The sequence below is a fragment of the Granulicella aggregans genome (assembly GCF_025685565.1).
GTDB classification, from domain to species: domain Bacteria; phylum Acidobacteriota; class Terriglobia; order Terriglobales; family Acidobacteriaceae; genus Edaphobacter; species Edaphobacter aggregans_B.
This window is the reverse complement of sequence record NZ_JAGSYE010000008.1, coordinates 1-23,854: the sequence shown is the minus strand read 5'-3', so window position 1 is coordinate 23,854 and position 23,854 is coordinate 1. Positions and strand designations below refer to the sequence as shown.

General features: G+C 56.3%; 27 protein-coding genes. 8 read left to right on the top strand and 19 right to left on the bottom strand.

What is annotated here, in order from left to right; all coding sequences use genetic code 11:
* Positions 1–28: 28 nt before the first annotated feature.
* The 4 genes from OHL18_RS22920 to OHL18_RS22905 all read right to left on the bottom strand — a co-directional run bounded on the left by OHL18_RS22920 (position 29) and on the right by OHL18_RS22905 (position 2,967).
* On the bottom strand, positions 29–625 hold the full coding sequence (locus OHL18_RS22920; protein ID WP_263377205.1) for a hypothetical protein: 597 nt from the start codon (positions 623–625) through the stop codon (positions 29–31).
* Between the two features lie 173 nt (positions 626–798).
* Complete coding sequence (locus OHL18_RS22915; RefSeq protein WP_263377204.1) at positions 799–1,437, bottom strand: hypothetical protein; 639 nt, start codon at positions 1,435–1,437, stop codon at positions 799–801.
* Positions 1,438–1,465: 28 nt separating this feature from the next.
* Positions 1,466–2,422: a site-specific integrase gene (locus OHL18_RS22910; RefSeq protein WP_263377203.1), complete on the bottom strand. Its 957-nt coding sequence runs from the start codon at positions 2,420–2,422 to the stop codon at positions 1,466–1,468.
* A complete protein-coding gene (locus tag OHL18_RS22905) occupies positions 2,419–2,967 on the bottom strand; it encodes a GNAT family N-acetyltransferase (RefSeq protein WP_263377202.1) in 549 nt (182 codons plus the stop codon). Before OHL18_RS22905 ends, OHL18_RS22910 begins: the two co-directional genes overlap by 4 nt.
* A gap of 254 nt (positions 2,968–3,221) precedes the next feature.
* Here OHL18_RS22905 and OHL18_RS22900 point away from each other — a divergent pair, with 254 nt between their 5' ends.
* On the top strand, positions 3,222–5,402 hold the full coding sequence (locus tag OHL18_RS22900) for an esterase/lipase family protein (protein ID WP_263377201.1): 2,181 nt from the start codon (positions 3,222–3,224) through the stop codon (positions 5,400–5,402).
* On the top strand, positions 5,399–6,220 hold the full coding sequence (locus tag OHL18_RS22895) for a hypothetical protein (RefSeq protein WP_263377200.1): 822 nt from the start codon (positions 5,399–5,401) through the stop codon (positions 6,218–6,220). Before OHL18_RS22900 ends, OHL18_RS22895 begins: the two co-directional genes overlap by 4 nt.
* Positions 6,221–6,230: 10 nt before the next feature.
* Here OHL18_RS22895 and OHL18_RS22890 read toward each other — a convergent pair whose 3' ends face one another.
* The 3 genes from OHL18_RS22890 to OHL18_RS22880 form a co-directional block, all read right to left on the bottom strand.
* On the bottom strand, positions 6,231–6,404 hold the full coding sequence (locus OHL18_RS22890) for a hypothetical protein (RefSeq protein ID WP_263377199.1): 174 nt from the start codon (positions 6,402–6,404) through the stop codon (positions 6,231–6,233).
* 501 nt (positions 6,405–6,905) lie between these two features.
* Complete coding sequence (locus OHL18_RS22885) at positions 6,906–7,322, bottom strand: hypothetical protein (RefSeq protein ID WP_263377198.1); 417 nt, start codon at positions 7,320–7,322, stop codon at positions 6,906–6,908.
* Between the two features lie 143 nt (positions 7,323–7,465).
* Positions 7,466–7,702 carry a hypothetical protein gene (locus tag OHL18_RS22880; protein ID WP_263377197.1) on the bottom strand — a complete coding sequence of 79 codons (237 nt, stop codon included), beginning with the start codon at positions 7,700–7,702 and terminating at the stop codon, positions 7,466–7,468.
* Positions 7,703–7,817: 115 nt separating this feature from the next.
* Here OHL18_RS22880 and OHL18_RS22875 point away from each other — a divergent pair, with 115 nt between their 5' ends.
* Complete coding sequence (locus OHL18_RS22875; protein WP_263377196.1) at positions 7,818–8,108, top strand: ribbon-helix-helix domain-containing protein; 291 nt, start codon at positions 7,818–7,820, stop codon at positions 8,106–8,108.
* Positions 8,108–8,395: a type II toxin-antitoxin system RelE/ParE family toxin gene (locus OHL18_RS22870; RefSeq protein ID WP_263377195.1), complete on the top strand. Its 288-nt coding sequence runs from the start codon at positions 8,108–8,110 to the stop codon at positions 8,393–8,395. Before OHL18_RS22875 ends, OHL18_RS22870 begins: the two co-directional genes overlap by 1 nt.
* A 15-nt stretch (positions 8,396–8,410) precedes the next feature.
* On the opposite strand, the gene OHL18_RS22865 is transcribed toward OHL18_RS22870, so the two are convergent.
* Positions 8,411–8,737 (bottom strand): helix-turn-helix domain-containing protein, encoded by a 327-nt coding sequence (locus OHL18_RS22865; protein ID WP_263377194.1) that lies wholly within the window; start codon positions 8,735–8,737, stop codon positions 8,411–8,413.
* 598 nt (positions 8,738–9,335) lie between these two features.
* Between OHL18_RS22865 and OHL18_RS22860 the strand changes: the two genes are divergently transcribed.
* Together OHL18_RS22860 and OHL18_RS22855 are read left to right on the top strand one after the other, a co-directional pair.
* Entirely contained in the window at positions 9,336–9,821 is a 486-nt protein-coding gene (locus OHL18_RS22860; protein ID WP_263377193.1) for a hypothetical protein, read from the top strand.
* A 301-nt stretch (positions 9,822–10,122) separates the two neighbouring features.
* Complete coding sequence (locus tag OHL18_RS22855) at positions 10,123–10,971, top strand: hypothetical protein (protein ID WP_263377192.1); 849 nt, start codon at positions 10,123–10,125, stop codon at positions 10,969–10,971.
* Between the two features lie 37 nt (positions 10,972–11,008).
* Here OHL18_RS22855 and OHL18_RS22850 read toward each other — a convergent pair whose 3' ends face one another.
* Together OHL18_RS22850 and OHL18_RS22845 are read right to left on the bottom strand one after the other, a co-directional pair.
* Complete coding sequence (locus OHL18_RS22850; RefSeq protein WP_263377191.1) at positions 11,009–11,908, bottom strand: ArdC family protein; 900 nt, start codon at positions 11,906–11,908, stop codon at positions 11,009–11,011.
* A gap of 321 nt (positions 11,909–12,229) precedes the next feature.
* Positions 12,230–12,463 carry a hypothetical protein gene (locus OHL18_RS22845; protein WP_263377190.1) on the bottom strand — a complete coding sequence of 78 codons (234 nt, stop codon included), beginning with the start codon at positions 12,461–12,463 and terminating at the stop codon, positions 12,230–12,232.
* 81 nt (positions 12,464–12,544) lie between these two features.
* On the opposite strand from OHL18_RS22845, the gene OHL18_RS22840 reads away from it, so the two are divergent.
* Both OHL18_RS22840 and OHL18_RS22835 read left to right on the top strand, forming a co-directional pair.
* Complete coding sequence (locus OHL18_RS22840) at positions 12,545–14,212, top strand: ATP-binding protein (protein ID WP_263377189.1); 1,668 nt, start codon at positions 12,545–12,547, stop codon at positions 14,210–14,212.
* A 35-nt stretch (positions 14,213–14,247) separates the two neighbouring features.
* Entirely contained in the window at positions 14,248–15,402 is a 1,155-nt protein-coding gene (locus tag OHL18_RS22835; RefSeq protein WP_263377188.1) for a hypothetical protein, read from the top strand.
* Positions 15,403–15,433: 31 nt separating this feature from the next.
* Here the strand turns inward: OHL18_RS22835 and OHL18_RS22830 are convergent, their stop codons facing one another.
* The 9 genes from OHL18_RS22830 to OHL18_RS22790 form a co-directional block, all read right to left on the bottom strand.
* The gene (locus tag OHL18_RS22830) at positions 15,434–16,210 is read right to left on the bottom strand and encodes an abortive infection family protein (protein ID WP_263377187.1); all 777 of its coding nucleotides are present in this window, start codon (positions 16,208–16,210) and stop codon (positions 15,434–15,436) included.
* A 61-nt stretch (positions 16,211–16,271) separates the two neighbouring features.
* Complete coding sequence (locus OHL18_RS22825) at positions 16,272–17,099, bottom strand: DUF3883 domain-containing protein (RefSeq protein WP_263377186.1); 828 nt, start codon at positions 17,097–17,099, stop codon at positions 16,272–16,274.
* Positions 17,092–17,523, bottom strand: a complete 432-nt coding sequence (locus tag OHL18_RS22820; protein WP_263377185.1) for a very short patch repair endonuclease — start codon at positions 17,521–17,523, stop codon at positions 17,092–17,094. The genes OHL18_RS22825 and OHL18_RS22820 overlap by 8 nt, the downstream gene beginning before the upstream one ends.
* Before the next feature lie 6 nt (positions 17,524–17,529).
* Positions 17,530–18,420: an NgoMIV family type II restriction endonuclease gene (locus OHL18_RS22815; protein WP_263377184.1), complete on the bottom strand. Its 891-nt coding sequence runs from the start codon at positions 18,418–18,420 to the stop codon at positions 17,530–17,532.
* Positions 18,417–19,385, bottom strand: a complete 969-nt coding sequence (locus OHL18_RS22810; RefSeq protein WP_263377183.1) for a DNA cytosine methyltransferase — start codon at positions 19,383–19,385, stop codon at positions 18,417–18,419. The genes OHL18_RS22815 and OHL18_RS22810 overlap by 4 nt, the downstream gene beginning before the upstream one ends.
* Before the next feature lie 459 nt (positions 19,386–19,844).
* Positions 19,845–20,216, bottom strand: coding sequence for a hypothetical protein (locus tag OHL18_RS22805; protein WP_263377182.1), 372 nt, complete (start codon positions 20,214–20,216; stop codon positions 19,845–19,847).
* Between the two features lie 25 nt (positions 20,217–20,241).
* A complete protein-coding gene (locus OHL18_RS22800; RefSeq protein WP_263377181.1) occupies positions 20,242–20,994 on the bottom strand; it encodes a hypothetical protein in 753 nt (250 codons plus the stop codon).
* A 286-nt stretch (positions 20,995–21,280) separates the two neighbouring features.
* Positions 21,281–22,663, bottom strand: a complete 1,383-nt coding sequence (locus OHL18_RS22795; protein WP_263377180.1) for an OmpA family protein — start codon at positions 22,661–22,663, stop codon at positions 21,281–21,283.
* A gap of 191 nt (positions 22,664–22,854) precedes the next feature.
* Complete coding sequence (locus OHL18_RS22790) at positions 22,855–23,808, bottom strand: site-specific integrase (protein WP_263377179.1); 954 nt, start codon at positions 23,806–23,808, stop codon at positions 22,855–22,857.
* Positions 23,809–23,854: the final 46 nt, after the last annotated feature.

Here is a 23,854-nt window from a genome sequence, read left to right as displayed (position 1 = left end):
ATTGCCTCATTGCGGAGCTAAGCGTCACTCAGTCAGAGCTTGAGTGGTCTGCAGGTACCGTTCTCGCAGAGCGCTCCCTCTCCATAGCTTCGAGCTCTGCGAAAAGAGCATCGATCTCCAAAGCTACTTCGGGCACTTCTGGCGGCATCTCCGGCTCGTAGGCCTGGGCGAAGGCATCGACATCGGTCTCGAGCACCCTGGCGAGCGCAAACATCGCCTCCGCCAACTGTTCCACGGTCGCGAAACTGACCTCCAGCCTCCCCCGGCTCAATGCGATCGACTCGGGCAGGGAACTGAGCGTGGCGGGCTCGGTGTCGCGGGGAACCAGCGCCCGCACCTTCCTCCTGGAGACGCCGGCCTTCTCCGCGCGGACCTGCTCGAAGAGAGCACCCACATCCTCGGCCTCGCGCACCCGGTCGAGAAAGATCACCAAAGCCTCGCGCTCTACGAGCAGGGAAGTACCGATCTTGACGGTCGGCAGCATCTCGAAGAGCTTCTGGGCGGCGCGGGGCTGCAGCTCGAAGAGCTGTTCCAGGTCGCGGCGGCCGTAGTGCGAGCGCACCGAGTTGGCGACCGAACGGCGGATTTCGTGGAGGCGCGGGAGCCAGGAGACGGGGCGCGGCATGGTGGGCGAGCCCTCCTAAAAGCAGCAACAGCGCTAGTTTAGGAGGTTTCGGGAGGGAAGGGAATAGCTGCGCGATCGCGCAGTAACTGCCTTAATGTCAGTTTGCCTTCGGAGCCTATTACTACAACATAAAGGACGTTATGTCCCCTCTAAATGCGTGCTGAGAAGCAAACTCACGCGAGCATTCCCTCCGCAATGGTCTCAGCTGCTTCGATGTATTCGCGACGTTTTCCTTGAGGATGCTTCATCCAGAGGAACGCTAGCATGTCGTCAATGGCGGGCCGCCTCCAAAACGTTCCGCCTGGCACCGCGAGAGCCTCAAAGCCATCATCACGATTCTGAACAACGTCGAAGGCTCTATAGATAAGCTGCTCTTGAAAGCCCTCTGCAACGCAAACAACCAGAGTGGGCCTCAATTCAATCCACTCTTGGCGGAGGGTTTTGACGGCGAGGTCAGCTTGTTCCTCGACAAGGTCGTCGGTCGGATTCCCTTTGACGGTGCCAATCTTGCAAAGATTGCTCCAGGCGATGTTTCCAAGCTCTAAGGGTTCTCCTCCAGCCAGGCTGTTGAGCTTTCGAGCAAACGACCAAAATGCCTTCTTGTTGCAGCCGAAATAGTCCTGATCAGCTGTCTCTAGATTGAAAGGGCCTGCGGTAGCTTTGCCTGTATACAAGACCTTTTTGGCGGCATTCCGGAAGTCCGCCCCTTCATGTCCTCGGAAGAGGCCTGCCAGAGGCCACTTTGCGTTAGCGCTAAGATCTTGATGTTTCGACTCCCACCGCTGCCAAATATCACCCTCTAAATTGATCAATGGAAACCCTCCGATCCAACTGTACGGCCTAGTATGCGATCCTCTCGACCTCATCAAGGGCGATCTGATCGTTGCGCCGGTCATAGAGCCCGGTGGTCCGGGCTGACTCATGACCGGCCATCTGCTGAGCGATCTCGAGCTTGCCGCCGTTCTGCAGGTAGGTGGTGATCCCGGTGGCACGGAAGCTGTGGGCACTGATCTTAGTTCGCAGGCCTGCAGCTCGCGCTCGTCGCTGGATCATCATGTGGACGTTGGCCTGAGGCAGGGGAGTGCGATCGGTCAGCCGGCCATAACGCAGGGTAGGGAAGAGCGGAGCCTCGGGTTCGGTGCCAAGCCCAGATGCCGCAATCCACTCCTCTAGATACTGGTCCAGATTGTGGTGGCAGGGAAGCTCGGTCACTTTGCCTCCCTTCTCGTGAAGTCGCACCCAGCCGCGGCGCTTCTGCACGTAGAAGTCTTCGACCTTCATTCCGGTGGCCGCTCCGACTCGGGCGAAGGTGTAGCCCATGAGGGCGATCAGAGCGCGGTCGCGGAGCCCGAGCAGGGAAGTGGTGTCGATCGCGGCGAGCAGCTCGCGCATCTCGTCGGCTGAGAGCACCGAGGTCTTGCCCTTGCGGACACTGTGCTTCGGCCCCCGCACCGCATGGGCCGGATTGGTGCCCATAATGTGCCCGGTCACCAGCCAATCGAAGAGCATTCGGATCGCGGCGAGGTGTTGTTTGACGGTCGGCTTCGAGTGCGTGCGGCCGAGCTGCTCGACATACGCCGCGACGTGCATCGGAGTCACCCCGGCCAGATCCCCAAGACCTTTCTCGTCACACCAGGCGGCGAATCCCGCGACGGCTTTGAAGTAGGCGCGGCGGGTATTTGTATTCCGGATGTTGACGGTGAAGAACTCCCAGAAGCGCCGGCCCCCCTCGGGCATCGTTTGGAAGAGCGCGGGCAGTGTGGGCGCTGCAGGCCGCAACAGAGCAAGGGTGCTCATCGGCGCTCCTTCACAAAGGTCAGATACAAACGCATCTCGCCGTTCAGCCGAGGCTGGGTGACAGGCTCTTCCTGCCAGAACCCGAGCTTGGTCAGAACAGAGGAGGATGCGACGTTCGCCGGTTCACAGTGAGCAACCAGCTTGCGCAAGCCGAGATCATTCATCGCCCAGTCGACGACCGCCCGGCTCGCTTCGGTTGCATAGCCCTGGCCCCAGGCAGATCGACGGAACACATAACCGAAGATCGCCGCGCCCGTGCTCCAGTCGACCGCGCCGAGGCCAGTGGCCCCGATCAGAACTTCATCCTCCTGCCGCACGATCGCCAGCGGCCATTCTGCCCGGGGTGAGATCTTCTGCTCCTCGATCCAGTTGGCGAGAATGCTGTCGGTCACCTCCGGGGTATTCGGTCCGAAGCTGGTGAACCGGGTCACCTCCGGATCTCCGGCATAGACCTGGATCGCCTCGGCGTCCCCTTCGGCGAACTCGCGCAGGATCAGCCGTGGGGTTCTGAGGGTGACCGAAGAGAAGATGGACGATGCGTTCATATATATATGATAACGTCCTTTATCACATATAACCTGCGCTCCGATTTGAACGCAGAGACTGACCCGGACTTTTGACCGATGCAACTCTCTGAAAACACCAGTGGAGGAGCGCGGGGCAAAACTTACCCTTTGCGGCCCGACTGGGCGGCGATTTTAATCTCGGGATCGCCGTCTACTGAGCTAAAATCAGCGCATCCGAAAGTTACAGGGCCCCCTAGGAAGCGCGTCAAGGCCGTCTGGTTCTGGTGACGCCAATGAGATTTCTCGTTCTCGGTTTAGCTTTGTGCCTTTATGTTGGCAGCGCGTTCGCTCAAGTCACAACACAACAGTTCACAGGCGTTATCACCAATGCGGATACGGCTCTTGCTACAGGTCCGGCTAGCAATCGTATCTTTCTCGACCCCGTTGGCACGGCAATCACGGGGACCTTCACAGTTAATCCGGCCGATCTGACACCACAAGTTCAACAATCCGATCAGGGCCAATATGCGGGGTCTAGTCCAAATTCCAGTGTCTTTTCGATTACAGACTCAACCAATACTTTTTCCTTGCCGGGTTTGGTGGACGTTACTCTTTCACCGTTCACTGCAGATTTTATTTATCTGAACTCCACCTCGTTAGGTGAAGCGTCTTTCGTCGTTGGAGTAAATCCATGCTCTCCTTCATTGCCTGTGAATCTAAGCGTCTTCCCAATATCGTCTGGCATACCCACAACATGTCAGATGGAACTACAGCTGTCGGACCCTGCTGACTACTTCCTCACCATTCAAATTACGAGCATCTCAGGAAATGCCCCGCCTCCTTTTGTTCCGGCAGCTGCTCAAATCCTGGACCCCAGCGCGGGCCTGCTGAAAGGAGCGACGATTGAGACCGATCAGACTTTGCTGGCTACCGGAGGCCGGGCAGTCAAGGGGATCGCAGCCGATGGGACCGCCGAGCTACTAATCAGGATCCCGGTTCAAGCCGTTGGCGATACTGTAACGGCCACTCTTCTTAGCGATCACTGCTCAGATCAGAGCGACCCTACAACCTGCACTCGCAGCACCTCGTCAGACAACGACGGCGGGTTGTTTGCAGTCGGGACAGATATAAACGTGCCAAGCTCCTTGGCCAGCCAAGCCTCCGGCACAGCCAAGGCAGGGACTTTTGCGTTTGTCGCTTATCGCGCGCCAGCGGATTTCGCACGACCCTCTAATGTGGCAGACCTCACCGCCTCTCAGCGCCCCGTTTATGTGCAGCTAAGCTATTTTTCAGCCAATTCCGCTATCCCTTACTACCTGTCAACTCCGACTGAGGTGAGCATAGTGAGGCCTCCAATTGTGCTGATCCATGGATATGCCTCAGATGCAAAAGAAACATGGGCGAAATTTACGGGACTAGACACCGGCCAGTTTAAGAGCTTCCAAGTCGATTACGGTGCATGGACGCGAGTCAAGAGCACAACGCCGCCTTTAGGATTTGATTGCAAAAGCCCTCGGGATGTGAACTGTGTCACACGAATCCGCCAAAGCGATCTGGGATTCACGTTTAACACGTTTGGGGACGCTCTTCACAGAGGCGTCGCGCAGCAAGTGCTGGGGTTCATTCAACAATTCAATGGTGGTGATAACCCATCTTCCATACCAGTTGCCGGTGTAAAAGCCGACATTATTGCTCATAGCATGGGTGGTTTGATTGCGCGAAATTGGACGCTTGCGCGAAAAAGGTACTATAGCGACGATAGCTATGGTAAAGGCCGGATTCACAAGCTGATAACGCTAGGAACCCCACACTATGGCAGTCCTTTCGCCTCCCTGGCGGTTCGTCCCGATGCACAATGTTTTCGAAATTTGAGCACCGAAAGCATTCCTCCCCGGATATTGATTTCATCGGCAGTTCTGCTCAATGACAAAACGGTCGGTGGAGCAGTTGGCGAATTAGTTGGAAACGGGCTCGACGGTAAGGATATGAATCTCGCCCTGGAGAAGCTGGAGGAAGAGAGCGCTGCGCTTCCAACAGCGACCATCGCCGGAAAAATAGATGGAATTCAGGGTCTTGAAGCAACAGTGATTTTGTTAGCTATTCATGAGAAGTGTCCGGCAAGCGATCCACTGGCGAAACGATTTACGCCCTCCGCATTCAGCACGATCTTCGATCCTGCTAATGACGAATCCAAGGCAAAATCGGGTATCAAAGGAGATGGAGTTTCGACTCCCAGTGATGGAGCTGTTCCTCTAACCAGCGCGTTATGGAGCGCGAAAGCCACCGAAGCAGACTGCGATTTCATTCACTGCTTTAGTAATTATGCTCACGGGAAGAACACTGCCCGGCTCACAGGCGCGGCACACTACCTACCCGACGGCACGGCACTTGTAATGGATCGCATAAAAGACTTACTCAACACATCGGTGCTCGATTCAACGGCTTGGGGCTTGCCTTATGGAGGTCAACAATGAACAGGCATACGATTTCAGGCTGGCTTGTTCTTGCGATTTCTTTGGTGCCGATCGCGGGCATCTCTCAGACCAAACCAAGTCTTACAATCCTCTCTCCGGCCTCTGGCACTTCGGTCAATCCAGGGCAGACGATCAATGTAGAAGTGGAAGCAACGGGTTTCGTACATCCAGCTTCCGAGGCCATTGAAGGTCCTGATATGGCAAGCAGTATTGAGAAACCACTAAAGGATCGGAACACCTTTCAGCTCACAATTCCAAGCACAGTCGAGCCTGGCGCGACTTCTGTTCATGCCCTAGCAATTTTAGAGCCTGGATCGCTCGTGTACTCAGAGCCCCTGGAGCTTAAAGTAGCAGTAACGTTTGCCGTAGAGAAATTGACAATCAACAACAAGCATCTGGGCCTCTCTTTCATTGGCGATCAAACAGGGCTGGATGTCAGAACGCTGACGAACCCCGTTGGAGGCATCTTACAAAATGAGAGTTTGACGTTTAAGAGCCTCAATCCATCTGTTGCAATAGTCGATTCGAATGGAATTGTTACCGCTACGGGCCTTGGCATCACTCAAGTCATTGTTAGCCACGGAGCCATATCCGATACAGCCTCCGTCGTGGTCAAACATTCTGGCGTAAGAGGCGATCTCACAGGCGATGGAAAAGTAGATTCTCGGGACATCGACATTCTTGAAGATTGGCAGGGGGCACCTGCGGTGAACCTCAACGACACCCGCGATCTGAACCACGACGGCGTGATCGACGAGAAGGATCTCGAAATCGAGAGGACCCTGTGCACATATCCGAACTGTGCCACCCACAACTGACTCTGCCTACTCAATATGGGCTAAAGCACAATCCTCGCATCCATCCATAGCCCAAGGCCTCATCCCATGTGCCTGGCAGGCGCGTTGTGGCCTTGAAAAACAGATGCCGCTCGTTCGCTTCGTCGGCGTCTGTCAGTAGGCAGTCGAAACCAAGCTGGGCGGGGTTGGTGGTGTGATGTTTCATTGCTCGGGTCTCCTTTGTGAGCAGGTTGCACATGCAACCCTGCCCATCGGCGAGATCGGGGGTAGCAAAGGTCGCAGGTCTGTGTGCGAAGCATTTTGGGGGGACCGGCGCGCCGCGGCGGGGGAACCGAAACCGGCAGGCGCAGGGCCTTGACCGGCGTGAGGGGCGGCGCCCATTAGGAAGGGGTTGCCGGGGCCGGGAGGCCCATCGCTTGTCTGCGTGAGGGATCGTTACCGAAGGGCCGCAACGAAGTGCGGTGACCCCGGCGTAGGCCGGGGGAGTAGAGCCTGGCCCGAAGGGACACGCCCAAGAAGCCGATAACACCGGATCGCATCACGCAAAAAGGGCCCACCCTTTCGGATGGAGCCCCTTTGCTTGCCTGCTTTCAGTTGATTTGCCTTTATGGTGTTCGTTTTATGCAGCAAGCTAGACAGCATCCTTCAAGAGCGGCCTTCTTCGCTGCGCTTTCCTTTACGACGACCAGGTGATTGTTCATCATGATTATTCTCCTTTTCGCGTTGCTGTTATTAGGACCGAAATAGCGCATAAGGTCAGTGCCATGACCTGCAGGATCGCCAGGTCAGCCGGACTTGCACGCGCTTGTGCACGACTCGCCGCTGCAATGCTCCCGGCGAGAAAGAGGCTAAAGACGATGATGACAAAAGGCTTACCATATTTGTCGATTTCCTCTGGCGAAGGCTTGACGATGCGGCTTCGCTTTTCTGCGAGGTTGTACTCCAACAGTTGAATGTCGAGTTTGGCCCTGGTGATACTCGCTATGTCATTCGCGACGCCGGATAGGTCTTTTATCGGCCCGGTGACGGCCTTGGCTCCGTAAGCCGCAAGCCATTTGGCACTTGCAGTTAGCAAGCTCACGCTGCCGGCAATCACTTTAATCTTCAGTGCTTCGAAGATCATGGTTCACGGCCTTCTCAAAACTCGGTTGAGGAAAGACTGCGAGAAACACGTCGCCTATACACAATTGGACGCAATTTTTTCGGAGAAGTTGCGAACCCTTGCTGGAAGGCCCGAAGCCGCCAACACGTCTACTCAAAAGGGCGCTAGTGAACCGCGCGGCTGGCGGTCTTTGATCCCTGGAAAATGGCCTCGAACTCGGGCATGTCGAACGCTTGCCAAAGCTGCTGTGTGTCGCTCTCGCGCTGGCGTAGAACGGTTAGCAGCGACGCAGCTTTGTCGGGGTGAACCCGTGCGTATATGACGAAAACCCGAGCCTGCCAAACGAAGTCGGGTTGCCGCTTGAGGATCGTATCTGCAACGCCGCTCACCGGAATGCCCATGTCCCATTCTGCTCCTGGTCAGCTGGTGTTCGGCTGGCCGGAAGACGGCAGGAAGCGATAGACCGGCCCGCCAAATGCTGATATGTTGGTATGAATTGTTCATACCGGAGGTCCTATGGCGTCAACAATCGAGAAAATTTCCATCGCGCTCCCCCCCGAAATGGTCGCTTCGCTGCGTCAGGCCGTGGCGACTGGCGAATACTCATCTTCGAGCGAGGTTGTGCGTGATGCGCTGCGCGACTGGAGCCATAAGCGCCAGCTGCAGCAGAACGGCATCACCGAACTGCGGCAGATGTGGCAGGAAGCCCGTGCCGACAAAAGCCCGGGCCTCGATCCTGACGAAGTTTTCGATGAACTGGAGCGCAAATATCAGGCGATCGCCGACGCGGCGGGTGCGACCAGGTAATGCGCTACATACTCGCACCAAAGATCAAGTGCGACCTGGAAGACATTGGCGACTGGATCGCCCAGGACAGCCCCGTCCGCGCCCTCGCCACGGTGAGGGATCTCCGCGCAAAGTTCCGGCAGATCGCACAGAACCCTCTGCACTACCAGCTGAGGCCGGACATTGGGGAAGACGCCCGTCTGGCCGTGATAGGCCGTTACGTTGCGCTGTTCTGGATCGATGGCAATGTGGTGAGATTTGAGCGGGTGGCCTACGGTGGCCGCGACCTGCCGGTTCTCTTCCAGTAGGGGCCGTCCGCGCCCTTACCGTACAACCCTCTTGGGGCCGGGTTTGGAAAAAGCTTTAGGCGATGCAGGCCTCGCCGTTATCGAAGCATTCGCTGCAAGCGCCCGCGCCTGCTCCTCAATGTTCAGAAAGAGCACGGACAGACTGACACCGAGAGTGTCGGCCACTTTGGCAATATTGCTGAAACTCAGGTTGCTCTCGCCTCGTTCGACTGTCCCCATGAATGTTCGGTGGACGCCGCAGTGGTCAGCAAACCCTTCCTGGGAATAGCCACGTTCGGTTCTAAGCTCTCTGATCCTGCTGCCCAGAGCCCGCAGGATGACATTGGAGGATTCCTCATTCACAACCACAAGTGTTTGAGGAGCGCAGCGCTTACGTCTACATTGTTTGCGTTGACACTGTTTGCATAGTATTCTCACTGCAACTCAGATTCTCAGAATCGGAAAGGAGCCTGCATGAAGAGTCGGATCGTCCTGTCTGGCGGCGGCGGTGGGGTCGGCGGTTGTGTGGTGGGGTCGGCGGTTGTGTTCTGTCACCTTGCAAATAAAACCCAAGCATAGGCCGGCGGCGTTTACCGCGCCGGTCTCCTTACCAGCAAATGCCAGCCTTTCTTGAGAGCCTGGCCGCTGTAGCCACCATCATCGGGACAGTTGTAAGCGCTCTTGCTCTGCTGCAATCGAGCGCCTGGCTGGGGCTAGCCAGTGTCCTGGCCGTCTGCATTACGGCTGGTATCGGCCTCTATGCCTACAGGCAGCGCTCACGGGTCACTTTGGCCTCTGTCGTCATCGAAGGCCATAGCATCGATTCACTCAACATTTCGAATCTGCGGGGGCGGCGCGTAAGCCGGAGCTTCTTCATCAGGAAGCACATCAGACGGTTCGGATCGAAGGCGAAGATCTTCACATCGAATGGAAATACTCGGGATTCTGCAAAAGGGATCAGGTGTCATCGATCGGATTCAGTATCGATTCCGAAGAGGCCACTCCATTCAGCGCCCTCGATTACACCGCCTTCGACCTTGGGCACGACCCTGAGATGAAGCTCCAGATTCGCCCGGTTCTGATAGGAGCTGAGAGCATTTCGAAGAAGGTTCTGGTGACATTCCTCGAACCGTTACAGGAAAACCAGCCTTTCGGCGTGATGCTGCGCTGTACGCTTCCTCGTTCGATAAAAACAGGGTTCGGCTACTGCACTTCGACATTTTCCATCGGCCAGGCGACGGTGCCGCGTGGTACCGTCCGCCTGATATTCGTTGGACCCGCCCCACAGTGGCTGCGCGTTTACGAAAGCACCGCGAAGCAGCCAAACAAGCTCGTCAAGACGCTGGCTCCGACCGTCCAGGAGCCCGGTCTGTGCGAATATGTCGATGTCGTAGACGGCAGGCCTGGTCAATCGGCGCGGGTGTACGCCTTTTCGCGGGAGGGCTGAAGAAGTGTCAAGGTCGGAGCAAAGCGCCCGCTGGGTTGGTGCCATAGCGGCGCCCTAAAGGCGCGGCATCGACCCCCAACCGCCCGCAGCGATAGATCACAAGCCCGAGGGCAGGCGGGGATAGACGTTTCAGACATGACAAGAGTGGCGACGATGGTTCAACCAAGGCCATCGTGACGAGGGTCACGATGGCGGCAAGGGTCTAAATCCAGCGGGTGCTTGGGTCGATACTGAGGGGTTATCCGGCCTGACGGTTTACAGTTGGCGTCGACAGGTTCATTAGATCTGTCAGGAGCTAAGGATGCCAAAGACCAATAAACCGGCAGCTGAGACGACACCACCGGTCCCACTTTACGGTCGGTATCTGCTGTATATCGACATCCTCGGTTTCTCTGAAATCGCCGGAAACGAGCCGGATAAGGTCGAGCAGATATATCGTGTGCTCGACTCCCTCAATGTGCATAGCCACGCCAGTTTCAAGACGATTGTGTTCTCCGATACAGTGTTGGTCTACAACCCGGAGCTGGCCACCACGACAGAAGATGCTGCTTATATTGTCTGGTATCTGATCGAGTTTGCCGAAGACCTACATCATCGCCTGACTGGGCAAGATGTCTTTTTCCGCGCGCTTCTAACTTCCGGCGAGTTCACGCATTACAAGCTCGATCACGTCGAATGCTTTTTCGGAAACGCGCTGATTGCCGCCCATAAACAGGAAAAGTCGTTGCCTGCCATAGGCCTTTTCATCAGCAACGAGTGCAATGCTTACAACAAATATTTCCGCACAGCTCCGTTCAATAAAGACTTGTCTTTCGTATACCTCAACCGGAGCCTGGAGACCCTGCACGAAGAGAGCGGGGGTAACTACCCCGTTCCCAACATCCTCACCGAATCAACTCCCTATGTGCCGTCGCAGGTCCGCTTCCTGCACGACGTTCACACCGCTATGCGAGCCCACAAAGAGCCGCTTGTACGGGCGAAATATCTGATGACGTGGGACTACTACATGCAAAGGTATCCGGAGCTGTTGTCTGTCCTTGAAGCGAACTCATTCAATCTGAGCAGCCTTGGCACCGGCTATGCCTGGACTGATGAAATCGCGACAATGCGGGAAGACATAGCTTACTTTTCAAAGAGAATTGGCCGCTGAGCCCTTCACGATTCCGGGCAAGTTTAAGATTTCCTGGCTATGGGGCCGGCTCCCGGCTGGCGGCATAGTCCGGATGGAAATTCAGAGCCATGTCAGCGATCTTCTGCGCGGCGGCGGCGGCGCGGAAGATTTCGCGCTTGTCTTCCTTCAAGCGTTTTATCCAGCTGGCGATATAGCTGGCATGGTTGGGAATGTCGGACGGCAGGCCGAGCGTTGAACCGATGAACACAGACGCCAATTCGGCGCGAAGTTCCTCCTGGGCGTAGGCCCCTGAACCAAATCGGCCAGTAAGGTCACGCGCAAGCCTGGTGGCGTGTCCTGTCCAGTGCCCCAGCTCGTGCATAGCCGTTGCCGCCCATTGATAGGCTGTGGCGAAAGCCTGCTCCGGGGGCAGCTGTATGAAGTCAGCTGACGGGGAGTAAAAGGCCCGGTCGCCGCCTGTGCGGATGACCGCTCCGCTGTTCTGCAGAATGATGTTGGTAGCCTCGGGGCGCTGCCACGGCGTTTCCTCGATCAATGGCGCGACATAGGCCGGGATGCCGTCAATCTGTGAGGCGTGGAACACGGAAAAGCTACGCATCATGGGGATGGTTTTCGTGCCGTCCTCGGTGGCATCGTCCTCGATCTCAAGCCGCTTGAAAAAGAAAATGGTGGTGGACTTCTCGCCCTTGCGAACCTGCCAGCCTGCATCTGCTGCCTGGGCGTAGGTCATCCAGCGCGGGTCTGCGGTGGTGAAGGCGCGGAGATCCATTCCCAGGATCAGGACATTGATGCCGCGATAGTATCGGCCAGTCGTTGGGTTGAAAGGGGCGTTTGGGCCTGCCGCCTTGCCGGGTTCCCACGGCATGACCCAGGGCTTTGTGCCAGCTTCAAGGGCTTCAAGAATACGGTCGGTGACCTCCTGGTAAGGGTCACGGCGGGTTTGGGTGCTGCTCATTTTCTGGTGTCCATTCGGGTTGCGCATGCAACCGACTAGGCACCCGCCAATGAGGGGGTGAGGCGTGTCCAGGAAGCGTTCTGCGAAGCAGAATTACGGGGTCGGAGCCTGGCGCGAGGCGCTTGGCGAAGGGGGTAACTCCCGTCATCGCTTGCGACGATTCGTGCCTGGACGCGCAACATGGGGCGCAGCCCCTGACATGACTGCCGGGGCCGGGAGGGCCATCCATCTAATCGCGTGAGGGATCGTGACCCGCATGGGCCGAGACGCAGGCTCGGTGAGCGCAGCGAGTAGAGCACGGCCCGTCAGGGACATGCCCGGTTACTGGACTGCGCGGCTGGCTGTTTTGAATCCCTGGGCAATGGCCTCTAGCTGGCCCATATCGAACTGTTGCCAGAGCTGCTGTGTGGCGCTTTCGCGCTGGCGTAGAACGGTTAGCAGCGACGTAGCCTTATCCGGGTGAACTCGTGCGTATATGACGAAAACCCGAGCCTGCCAAACGAAGTCGGGTTGCCGTTTCAGGATCGTATCTGCGACGCTCACCGGCTTGCTCATGTCGTTATTCTGTTCCGCGAGCTGCTCTCAGCAGAACAAAAGGATAGGAATTCGTAGCCGTTCGATTAGGATTACTCCCGGATGCCGAAACCCACCGCGACACCTTCATTTCCGGAAAACGCTGAACCCAAGCGCCGCGACATCATTGCAGCGCAGAAAATCATCGCAGACATTTCTTCCGGCGTGTACCGGTCCCCGGCGGCAGCGATCAAAGAGTTGATCGCGAATGCGTATGATGCCGACGCAACCCGGATAACAATCTCTACTGACCCCCCACATCTTCGGACATTCACCATCACTGATGATGGGTCCGGGATGACGATTTCCGATTTCCTCGATGTCATGGCTCACATTGGTGGCAGCCGGAAACGCAAAGAAGGAGATCTCAGTCCGATCTTCAAGAGGAAGCTGATCGGACGTATCGGCATTGGGTTACTTTCCGTAGCGCAGCTCGGAACCCGCTTCTATCTCAGCTCCAAGAAGAGGGGTGAAAACACCCGCTTTCTGGCAGAAGTGAATCTTGAGCCATTCCACAAAGATGAAACGGCTCTATTGAGCATGGTTGCAAAAGAAGGAGCCGATGACGGGCAGGTGATGATCGGGGCGATCCAATACGTTGATAACATTCCCGATGACCCCGAAAATCACTTCACTGTGATTACAGTGCCGGACGCTAAAAAGGGCCTTCAGAGTGAAATTACCGGCCTGGTGCGAAGATCAGTCGGGGCCACGGAACTCCTGAACTTGAAAAGGGATGGAGTAGTCTCTTTTGAACAAATCGCCGAGATCACGTCTGCTGCAAAGCGGGCAGACCTGGTTTTGGATAACTACTACTTCATGCTTTGGGAGCTTGGCCTGCTGTGCCCGGTCGATTACTTGCCGGGAGGCCCGTTCCGGCCAGACGTCAGGGCTATCGAAAATCTCGACATGCTTGCCTTACCGAAGCCAACGGCTTTCAATATTTATGTAAATGGTTCTCCGCTGTATCGGCCCCAGCTCTTTCCAGGCCCAACATCGGTTGGCTATTCAAGCCCGGATCCAAAAATTTATCCTCTCAAGTACACGGCGCTTATTGCCAATCGACAACTCCGGTTGAGCGGTTACGTGTACTGCCAGCAGCCAAACATTACACCAGAGGAAGTGAAGGGCGTTCATATCCGAATCAGAGATGTCGGCATTGGAATGTATGACCGGACTTGGCTTGGCTATCCCTTCGATGAGGGTCTTAAATTTGGCCAAATCTCGGGTGAGATTTTTGTCGAAGAGGGGCTTGAGTCCGCCCTCAATATCGACCGCGACAGCTTCCGGGAGACTGACGTTCATTACCAGGCACTAAAGGCCTATGTCTGGACTGTTCTAAGGAAAACGGTTTTTCCTGACTTCAAGACCCGCCAGCGTGATTTCAGGAAAGCGAAACAAAGGGTCGTTACTGCGGAAGAAGATCAAGCTTTCGAAGATGCCATCCTTGAACTGCCTGCCCCAGCTGGAAGCGCTTCGGCAAATCGCCCATCTGGGGAGTCGCTGCTGCACCTCATCCGTTCCGGGGAAGATACTGTCAGCGCACCAGTAAGCCCCGATTCCAGCATTCCAGATTGGAAAGCAATCGTTGCGAGTCTTAACCTTTCAAGCGAGGCAGAAATCCGCTTTGAGCGGGTGCTACGGGTCCTGGTATCTAGCGAACTATTCGTGGGGATTGTGAAAGACGATCTCGAAAGCGTGCTGCTGGCACTAGCGATAGCGGTTAGATAGGGGCCTATAGAGTGACGCAAAGTCCCGTTCCATCCATGGATGACCTTATCGCGAATCTCTCCGGAGAAAGTGATCAGGAGGAGGCTGCCTCCACGGGAGCGAGTTCTTTTCTCGCAGGTATCCACACCGAAAATCTGATTCGCAGGGAAATGGAGTTTATCGATCCAGAGAAACAATGGATGCGGCAGCAATGGTTGAAAGCTGGGGAGGCGTTGTATACCAAGCTGAACCGGCCACTTCGCTATCTGACACTCCCGGCATACTACCGTTTTGACGTCACAATGATGCTCAAAAGGGGCATCCTTGGTGTTGTCGAAAAAGATGGCAGGGAAGTACTATCGGTAGCTGCATTCGAGGCGGATCCCGGCAAATATGCGCTCATGACAGGGGCGACCCCTGATTTCGAACTGTTCGGCAATGGCACGCTAGAGAATGCGATGGTCGATCCGCGAAGCCCACATTTTGCCGATCTCCTTGCCATGTTCCCGTTCGATATCGTTAATTTTGACCTCACGACTAGCCTTACTCCCCAGCACGAAGGGCCCTTTTCGCGCACCATGCAGGCGATAGAGGAAGTGATGAGGAGACAAGCCCCACACACAGAAGAATGGGCGTTTTTTCTAACCTTTCGGAATGTTGAAAAAGAGTGGGAACCGACTGCTCTAAAGCAGTTCATCGACAATCTTCAAGCCAATATAGACACCTGGCCGGCTGTACGGGACAAGTTTGTGCAGACGCTAAATGTGAGCACAGCCCAAGAGTTGAAGGATAAAGATTCGGCCATCGCAATCATTCAAAGCGTGGGCAAATGGCTCGTAGACCGGGCTCATTTCTATGGCCACAGCTGTCCGTCGATCGAGAGTTTTTATTACACCCGGTATCCGGAAGGGCTGGAGGAATACAAAATTTCCAAGTTGCTCATGACGTTCAAACGAGGACCCCGAACGGCATCAGTAGTGCCCATGAAAACCACCGTTCCGGAAACCTGGATGGAGACGGATCTCGTAAATTGCATCGCGCGCAACAAGCACAAAGATGTGGAATATATCCTCTTAAGTGGAACGAAGCTGGACGAAGTAAACGCTCAAATCGCTGAACTCAAGGCAGATTTCGAGACAACGTACACAAGAACGCAACCTGCTGCGCCCACCACGCCCGCACCAATTCTGGCGGTGAAAGAAACACCATAATCGTTCAAGCGGCCAGTTCATATGCTGGAAACTAGCCCTGCGTTCGATCTTGCCATGTGGCAATCAGGAAGGATGCCATGGTGCCCGCGAGATTTACGGCCAACTCCGCATGTCGAGGTTTTGGTTTTACCTGTTTCCGTCCCTGGCCGTGAGCATCGCCAATCTTGTTACGGATCGCACCAAGGCTATTCACCACAGATTGGCAGTTGCCGAGAATGGTCTTGAATATAGCTTCCTGATGTTGATGCGGAGCAAGGTTCAAGGCTTCGGCGCACAAAGCCCAGAGTTTCGGAAGATCGACATCATCAGGGTAGGGCGTGCCGACATCATCCAGAATGTGCTTGCACGTTGTTTCCAGAAGCATACGCGCGGCAGTGATTGCTCCCTCCGGATCAGACGTTCGGCGGTCAAGAGCCTTCTGCCAGGCGGCATGGACATTGTCTGGATCGAAAGCTTGTAGCGTCTCACTGATGGGCTGAACACCAGGCGACCGGTCTTGTGCCTCTATGAAATCAAGCAGCGGGCGGAACTGCTCCCAGATATAAGTGCGGCGCTCAGCGTACGAAGGAAACTTGTGCTTGATGAACTGCCAGAATTGCGGCTGGTCGCGATATTTCCGGACGATGTCGGGTATGTGGCTTCGAATTTGTACATTGCTGAGAATTTCAGCTCGCAACCGGGCAAAATCGGCAGTGTCGAGGCCGCCCCCATCATTAGTCGCAGTCCCAATGTAGCCGCCCTGCAATTTCTCGAGCTTCTCCAAGAGAGTGCGTTCGTCGTTCTCGATGAAAGTTGGCGCCGAAATCATGGATCAATCCTAATGCCCGTCAGGGGTTGCCCGGCTTCTCTATAGGGCAAAGAAAGACGGATCAGAACGACGCCCGCCATACTTCGGTTGTGAGCTTTACCGCACCATCTAGCGGCGGGGCCAACGTGAACACGCGCGGCCCTTTTGCAAACAGGTGGACGCGATAAAGCCGCCATTCTTCGGGCCTTTCAGCTGCTACGGCACACTCATTGCGAGAAAGAAAAAACGGCGTTCGAGCTGAACCGTTCGTGGTCTTTACCTCCAGCAAGCGCTCGTTTCCGGCCGGATCAAAAGAGTAAATATCGTACCCCGCACCGTCACCATCCACATCAGCAACCCAGCGAACCTTGCGGGCGAGATCGGCACGATCGGCGGCATGAAGACGCCTTTGCTCCAAGTCGAGAATAAAAGCTTCTCCGGCTTTGCCAAGGGACCGATTGCGATGATCCCGCTCCACAGGATCGAACTTCCGGACCAGCTGTTGCAGACGGCGCGGTATGGGGCCGTCGTCCCTGGCGATCGGCGCAAGCACGAAAACGTCGTCTGCAATGGGTAAGACGGTGGGTTCGATGACAGGCGCATCCAATGCTGCCGGATGGCCGTCCAGATAGCGTTCGATCGCATCGAAGATGGCGTTTTGGTAATTTCGAGCCGGTTTGTAGCCTGGAATCCAGGGCGCTCCCAACTCCTCAAGGACGGCAGAAATATTCTGGTGCTTGAATTCGATCGATTTATCGGAGCGGGCAACCCGCGCCATGAGAGCGGCACGGTGCCTGGCTTTCACGTAGGGCGTACCCGACAAGTCTGCCGCGAGCATCTCGAAGTAGTCGGCCACGATCGCATCGAGTTCCTGCGCCTGCCATGCGGTGCCCGTTACTGGATCAGCCATGCGTTAGTGTCTCCTGCTGCGGCTCCAGAAATGCCTTGAGCTGATCGGTTACCAGCGTTGCATTTCCGATCTCACACTCCCACACTGTCAGTACGCCCCAACCGAGCGCCTGCAGCTGCTCGATAGCTGAGGCGTGGCGCTCTACGTTTCGAGTCAGCTTCGGTGTCCAATACTCCTGCCGCGTTCCGGGCATGCGCCCCTCGCGGCAACCTGGATGCTGGTGCCAGAAGCAGCCATGGACGAAGATCACCTTTCGCCGGCTCGGGAATACGATATCGGGTTTACCAGGAAGATCCTTGCGATGGAGCCGGAACCGGTAGCCGGCCTGGTGAAGCAGTGAGCGCAGTAGGACCTCGGGCTTGGTATTCTTGCTGCGGATTTGGCGCATGTTCTCGCTGCGGCGCTGCGCATCGAGCTTATCCATGGCCGGCTAGACGGCTAAGTCCAGCGGCAGATCGGAAATGTCTTTCAGCCGTTTTCCTTCGACCATGATGTTGAGCAGGTTGAGGGTATCTTCATAACCTTCGCCGGAATCCTGAACGGCTTTGATTAGCTCTGGAAGCGCAAAATGGTAGACGCAATCGACGTCGCCGGTTCCGAGCGCGAGGGATGAAAGCCGGCTCGGCGTTGGCTCTCCTGTCACAACAACAACATGAGGCAGACGGCCTTTCCGGTTCCTAATCAGATTGAGAGCTTCGGAACGGGCATTTTGTGCACGGTCGCTACGCATCGTCCATTTGCACGAGATGCTTGCATGGAGCAGCGGCGACCCCTTATTTACGGCCCGCAGAGCTGCATGTGTACTGACATCCTTATCGACCAGCATTTCGGGCGCGTTGATGCTTTCGTCTGATTCCAGTTTCCGGACAACCACGATGTCGTGAGCGATTGTGTATGCATTACCCAAAGCCGCCGCAATCGCCGGGTTTGCTTTGGCGATGGCATTCAATTCTGCGAGATGGGCATATTGCTCATACTCACCGATCAATCCCTTGCTTCGGCTTCCTACTGTCTTGATTACCCAGTCGCCCGGACGTAAGTGAGCAAGCCGGGGGAAGGTTTGCAGCACGAACGCGCAAACCATGTCCTCGAACTCTTTACCCGACATCTGGCCTGAAAGCCTGGCACCGAGGCTTTCAGGCCCCAACTGCTCCATGATCTTTTTCGCAAAGAGCACGCTGGCGGTACTGTCCTTATCGGCGTTCGAGGGTACGCCATGCTTGTTGGTGACAAGCAGCTTTTTCAGCAGCGCAGCGTGAAAGCTGCGCCGTGCTTCCGCAAAAAAGGACTCTGGCGGCGGCATGGCCGGCGTTGTGGTCATCCGGCCACCTGGACGAGCCGGCCGGCGGCGTTCAGCACTTCGGCTATCTGCTTTGCGACCGCACAAGCAACCGGCGGGGGAAAGGCATTGCCAACCTGGCGGTAAGCGTTGGTCTTCTTGCCTGAGAACTTCCAATCATCCGGGAAGCCTTGAATGCGGGCGACCATCGGCACGGTGAGGCGCGGCATACCAACAAAATCCCGCTCCGGCGGCGCGTCTGCGATCGTCATTCCGTTGACGCTAAGGCTGGCCCAGGCACGTTTCGCGCGTGTGGGGCCTAGATCAGGACCGCCGTGCTTCTTGCTGCCGCCGACGATCGTGGGCGCAATCTCATCGGCCCGCTCTTTCCAGAGCTTGGCTCCCTTCCAACCGTCTGCTGCCATCAGGTCGTAAAGAGTTTCGCCAACCGTCTTGGCCTTGATCTTGTGCGCGTCCGGCCAATTGAACCGATCCATCTCAGAATCTCTCAAGGCTACGAAAATGACGCGCGGACGAAGCTGCGGAACACCGTAGTCCGACGCTTGAAGCAATTTCCAATCGACCTTGTAGCCAAGCTTCTTCAGCTGCTTCTTGATGCCGTTGCGGTAATCCTCGAACACAGCATCGAGGATTCCACGCACGTTCTCGATCATCACCGCACGGGGGCGCAGCTGGTCGATGATGTCGATCGCAACCGGGAACAGGTTGCGTTCATCGAGATGGCCAAGCTGCTTGCCGGCTTTGGAGAATGGGGGGCAAGGCAGGCCACCGGAGACGATATCAACCCCTTTGAAGGCCGACGCGTCCGTGAACTTGAAAAGGTCTTTTTCGAGGACGTTCCAGTGTGGCCGGTTCAGCTTCAGCGTATTGCAAGCGTGCTGGTCAATTTCAATAAGACCAGCATGGGCAATGCCGGCCTGCTCCAGGCCAAGGGCTTCCCCACCGGCGCCGGCGCAAAGTTCCAATGTCGATAGTTGTGCCTGCATCTGGCTAAGTTTAGCCGGCTGGAATCAATAAGTTAGGCATTCCCCTAGTGTCAGCATGGGTTACAGGTGGAAATCAAGTCCTTATTGATGAAAGAGCATGGTTTGCAGCCTGTATCCGTCTAAAAGCGTGAAGGTTTTCATCCTTGATGTTCGCCTTATGTTCGCCTAGGCTGACGAGATGCACCCGCCCCCTTTTCGCATCAGCCAGCGACTTCTAGACTGGCCGGATTGTTGGATTGAGCTGCGTTGCATATGCCCAAACGTCTCTGTCTATCCATGCAAATTGATGGCGAAACGGCATGGCAATCGGACCTTTGGTGATGTGATCGGTCGGGTGAAATGCGGCAAGTGCAGCCGGCGGCCATTCTCGATCTATCTTTGCGCCAGCGCCCACAGGATCAAGGCAAACGGCGGCCCCTCCCCTGACTGGTCGATTCAATTGCTCGAGGGCCACCTGAACTAAGGATCGATCAGATCGAAATGGCCGAAGAAGTTGAAATCGATCTCGCCGGGGGTCGTCTCCCGAGTGACGACGCTCCGCACGAACCGGCCAGAATGCGTGAGGGATTCCAGCGAGAGCGCATGACCAGCTTTGACTGCCTCGATGATCCGGTCGCCATCGATCGGTTCGCCGGTCGTCATGTCGCGCATCAGGTTCCCATCCGCCTCCCCTGCCATAAGGCGCATCTCGATCTGGGTGTTAGTGTCCGGCGAGAAATCGAACGGTCGAAGCCAGGCGGCGAGTTGACCGGCCAGACGATCATGACGGCGCAGCGCTTCCATGTCGTCGTCACTTAGCGGCTTGTATGACGAGTCCTCTGGCTCATTCATCGTGAACAGATTCTATGCCGTTGCGCTACGAATATTCCCGGTCTTCCGGTCGTTTGCGCTGGCGTTCTTCGATCTCACGCAAGCGTTGCGCTGCGCGATCGCGCTCGACCTGTTCCGGACTGCGGGCTGCCAGCCGTTTCCTGGCGGCTTCGAACAGGCTTTTAGGTTTATCTGGCTGTGCCGGTACAGCTGGCGCCGGAATCGGCTCCAGCTGCATGTCAGCGGCACGACGATCGAGCGCACGCTGATAATGCTCGACCAGCCAGCCGAACACGCGAACAAAAAGAACGGCAGAGGGTCGCCCCGGCTCCACCTGCGCCTCATCTCTGGCGGGAGGCCCCTGCCCTATCTCTGGCCGTTCGAGGCTACGCGGCGGCTCCGTGTCGGGCCTGTCGGCGTTGTCCGGATCGCGAGGCCGAAGTTCGAGGGGCTGACGGGTGGACGCGATTACGGCATCCATTTGACCGCGCATCGTTCGGTTGAGCTGCCAGATGGCATCGGCGGCCTCATGGTCGGAACTGTTCAGCCTGGCACCGCCGACAAGCCTGGCGTCGGCCTCGCGGCCCAGTTCTTCGAGACGCAGGCGTTCCACTGTCCCGACAATCTCCGCCGCTTCCCTGCCCTGCTCCTGCGCTTGGTGCTTTTGCAGCTGCCGCCGTACTGCCGGCACGTCCGGTAGATCGTTGGCATCGAGGTCGGCCAGGCGTTCCCGAACATCCCGCACCCTGGCGCCCTCGATGCGTCGGGCAAGTCCGTGGATCCCGCCTGCGCGATCCACAAGGGGTCCTGTCAGAATTCGGAGAATAAAGCACGTTAGTGGTTGCGCATATCAATGGAATGAGCAACTTAGAGCGGAATGTCCAGTGAGGCGCAGGGTCACGTGTGGCTCACTGATAAACCTTTTCTTTTCAATAGCAAGCCATTGCTTACCGTGCTCAAATGTCCGAATTCTGACGGGAGCCCTCGTGAAGTGGCGACCCGCGTGGCGTTATAGTATGTTGGCCTTATGGCATCATGGTACTAATTTTACATCGCGGTCTAGGCCGCTCTCGGCGGGTCAGCGATTATGTTTCCGGCTCGGCTGGTGTTCCAGCATTTGACTTGGACTTTTCGGTAGAGCCCTTGTCAAGACGCTTTTTGATCCAGGCACCGATGCCCAGTGTGGTAAAGATTCCGGCAAGCGCTTTGTAAATCTTTCCTTCCGGAAGGAGTTCTTTCAGCCACGCGATCGGATCTTCCTGAAATTTCTGCTTTACTGTTTTGCTGATGGCTTCGACGTCCACATCGACGGGATAGACGGGCTCGTCGAGTATCTCCTCGTCCGTGCCCTTTGCATTCTGATAAACAAGGTAGACCTGGATCTGCAGCTTCTGCTGCGTTGCTTTGTGTTTAGGTGTGACCTCCCATGTCCACTCTTGATATGCATCAACGGGGATGATCTTGGTTTCGTCGGACTTTGGTGGAAAAGTGAACTCGTCCGGATTGTCTGGTGCCGTGAGGACAACTTTCATTTTCTCCGATACGGTCAGCTCGCCGGAGCCGGTTCGATCTTGCAAGACGTGCAGTATTTTGTCCTCGAACCCGTGAATTCGGACTACTACCGTAGAGGGTTTGCTAACAAGCATGTGCTGAGGCACCTTATACTCGATGTGACCGGTCAAAAGGCGCTTCTTCTGACGAGCCAGCTCAAGTACATGTTTGTATTCAGTGCTCCAAGCAGGAGCACCGCAAGTGTTACTTCCTGAGCTTCCGCAACCGCCGCTAGGTAGTAAATTTTCGATCGGCCCTACGGTGGTGAATGTGTAATCGAAGTCCGCCCCCACGGAACCGCGATTATGGTGGTGATGAGCTACCTTCTTTACCTTTTTCTCCACCTTGTGGAATATGCTCTCGTCAACCGGGGTTGCTCCGGTCGAGTTGAGTTCGGCACCCGAGGGGATGAGTATTGTCGTAACCATCTTTGCATCGGCTATACCGGTGAAAACGTGGATACGCGAACCATCGATGCCTTTCTCGACTACAAGGTAGTCTTTAGCGTTGATGGCGCGCTCAGCAGCACTCTTGTCGAATTTTTTCGAGTTCATTTCCTTTGCGTCTTCATTGCCAACGAGCGCGACCTTAGCGTCTGGGTAGCGCTGTAGACTAAGCGCTATCTCGTCAAGACAAGCCGTCGCTTTGTCGTCGATACGAACTGGACGCGCCTTGTCGCGATCAAAGCTGATCGAGCAAAGAGCCGAAGGCAAGGGTGCTGGAGACGGCGGAGAAGCGGAGATAGGCTCAGGAGCTTTCACCGGAGCTGCATGCTCAATACTGTTTGCGGTATTCGGCAACAGAACAAGCGGTGATCTGTCGGCCGGAGAGGGCTGACTTTGCACAGTGGATGTCGAGGGAGGAGACGTTACTTTGATCGGCCTGCGGCCTGCACATCCCGAGGTCAGTAGCACCAAGTATATCCCTCCAGCTATCCGCCAGAGTTTATAGCGAGTTCTCCCCAACTTAAACATGCAGCCATTCTGTACCGCAACAGCAAATGCTCCTAGAAAATTGTTGTTGCTACCTCTTACTGCCTTTTGTCACATTCTTTCTACGGACGTTGAAAGGCTAATCAGAAAGGGCAAATCGGGCCTCACTGGTCAAGCTAGATCCCAATCCGCTCGACCTCATCGAGCGAGATCTCATCGCTCCTCCGGTCGTAGAGCCCGGTAGTTCGAGCCGATTCATGGGCTGCCATCTGCTGAGCGATCTCCAACCTGCCGCCATTCTTGAGGTAGGCCGTGATGCCTGTCGCCCGGAAGGTATGACAACCGATCTCGGTCTTGATTCCAGCCGCTAGAGCCCGTCGACGAATCATGCGCCAGACATCAGACTGGAGCAGGGAATTGCTCGTCAACTCTCCTGAGCGACCCCTCGTCGTGCGGAACATGGGTCCCTTGCGATCCTCGGCGATGCCGGCCGCCACGATGTACTCCTCCAAGTAGCGGTCGAGATTGTGGTGTGTCGGCATCTCGTGTTCTTTGCCGCCCTTTTCATGAAGGCGGACCCAACCTCGGCGGCCCTGAACAAAGAAGTCATCGACGCGCATTGAGATTGCCGCGCCCACGCGAGCGAAGGTATAGACCATTAGACCGATCAGGGCACGGTCACGCAGACCGGGCAGGGAAGTGGTGTCGATCGTGTCGATCAAGACACGGGCTTCATCCGCCTGCAGCACTGGCGTCTTGCCGCGCCGTTGCGAATGCTTTGGCCCGCGAACCGCATGGGCTGGATTTGTGGGAATGACCTGGCCGACGACCATCCAATCGAACAACATTCGCAATGCGGCCAGCCGCAGCTTCACCGTCGGTTTCGATTGAGTCTTCAACTGCGTCTCGACGAAGGCTGCGACGTGGACCGGCTCGACCTGGGCGAGATCCAGGATGCCATGCTCGGCACAAAATTCCGAGAACTGCCGTACGGCCTCGCGGTAGGCGCGGCGCGTGTTGGCATTGCGGATGTGCGAGCTGAAGAAGTCGCGCATCCGCGTGCGGGCTTCCGGCCGCGCGGTGAACACGGAGGGCAGGGAAGAGGGAAGGAGCGCGATTGCTGTGCTCATCAGGAGCCCTTAGCTAGCTGCTCTGGCATCACCGTATGCGTACAGT

Coding starts and splice junctions, on each gene's coding strand:
- OHL18_RS22810 (WP_263377183.1), bottom strand. CDS start 19,385: ATGCAGGCACAACTATCGACATTGGAACTTTGCGCCGGCGCCGGTGGG.
- OHL18_RS22835 (WP_263377188.1), top strand. CDS start 14,248: ATGGATGACCTTATCGCGAATCTCTCCGGAGAAAGTGATCAGGAGGAG.
- OHL18_RS22815 (WP_263377184.1), bottom strand. CDS start 18,420: ATGACCACAACGCCGGCCATGCCGCCGCCAGAGTCCTTTTTTGCGGAA.
- OHL18_RS22905 (WP_263377202.1), bottom strand. CDS start 2,967: ATGAACGCATCGTCCATCTTCTCTTCGGTCACCCTCAGAACCCCACGG.
- OHL18_RS22880 (WP_263377197.1), bottom strand. CDS start 7,702: ATGGGCATTCCGGTGAGCGGCGTTGCAGATACGATCCTCAAGCGGCAA.
- OHL18_RS22875 (WP_263377196.1), top strand. CDS start 7,818: ATGGCGTCAACAATCGAGAAAATTTCCATCGCGCTCCCCCCCGAAATG.
- OHL18_RS22920 (WP_263377205.1), bottom strand. CDS start 625: ATGCCGCGCCCCGTCTCCTGGCTCCCGCGCCTCCACGAAATCCGCCGT.
- OHL18_RS22830 (WP_263377187.1), bottom strand. CDS start 16,210: ATGATTTCGGCGCCAACTTTCATCGAGAACGACGAACGCACTCTCTTG.
- OHL18_RS22900 (WP_263377201.1), top strand. CDS start 3,222: ATGAGATTTCTCGTTCTCGGTTTAGCTTTGTGCCTTTATGTTGGCAGC.
- OHL18_RS22825 (WP_263377186.1), bottom strand. CDS start 17,099: ATGGCTGATCCAGTAACGGGCACCGCATGGCAGGCGCAGGAACTCGAT.
- OHL18_RS22820 (WP_263377185.1), bottom strand. CDS start 17,523: ATGGATAAGCTCGATGCGCAGCGCCGCAGCGAGAACATGCGCCAAATC.
- OHL18_RS22845 (WP_263377190.1), bottom strand. CDS start 12,463: ATGAGCAAGCCGGTGAGCGTCGCAGATACGATCCTGAAACGGCAACCC.
- OHL18_RS22895 (WP_263377200.1), top strand. CDS start 5,399: ATGAACAGGCATACGATTTCAGGCTGGCTTGTTCTTGCGATTTCTTTG.
- OHL18_RS22855 (WP_263377192.1), top strand. CDS start 10,123: ATGCCAAAGACCAATAAACCGGCAGCTGAGACGACACCACCGGTCCCA.
- OHL18_RS22910 (WP_263377203.1), bottom strand. CDS start 2,422: ATGAGCACCCTTGCTCTGTTGCGGCCTGCAGCGCCCACACTGCCCGCG.
- OHL18_RS22790 (WP_263377179.1), bottom strand. CDS start 23,808: ATGAGCACAGCAATCGCGCTCCTTCCCTCTTCCCTGCCCTCCGTGTTC.
- OHL18_RS22870 (WP_263377195.1), top strand. CDS start 8,108: ATGCGCTACATACTCGCACCAAAGATCAAGTGCGACCTGGAAGACATT.
- OHL18_RS22890 (WP_263377199.1), bottom strand. CDS start 6,404: ATGAAACATCACACCACCAACCCCGCCCAGCTTGGTTTCGACTGCCTA.
- OHL18_RS22885 (WP_263377198.1), bottom strand. CDS start 7,322: ATGATCTTCGAAGCACTGAAGATTAAAGTGATTGCCGGCAGCGTGAGC.
- OHL18_RS22840 (WP_263377189.1), top strand. CDS start 12,545: ATGCCGAAACCCACCGCGACACCTTCATTTCCGGAAAACGCTGAACCC.
- OHL18_RS22850 (WP_263377191.1), bottom strand. CDS start 11,908: ATGAGCAGCACCCAAACCCGCCGTGACCCTTACCAGGAGGTCACCGAC.
- OHL18_RS22805 (WP_263377182.1), bottom strand. CDS start 20,216: ATGAATGAGCCAGAGGACTCGTCATACAAGCCGCTAAGTGACGACGAC.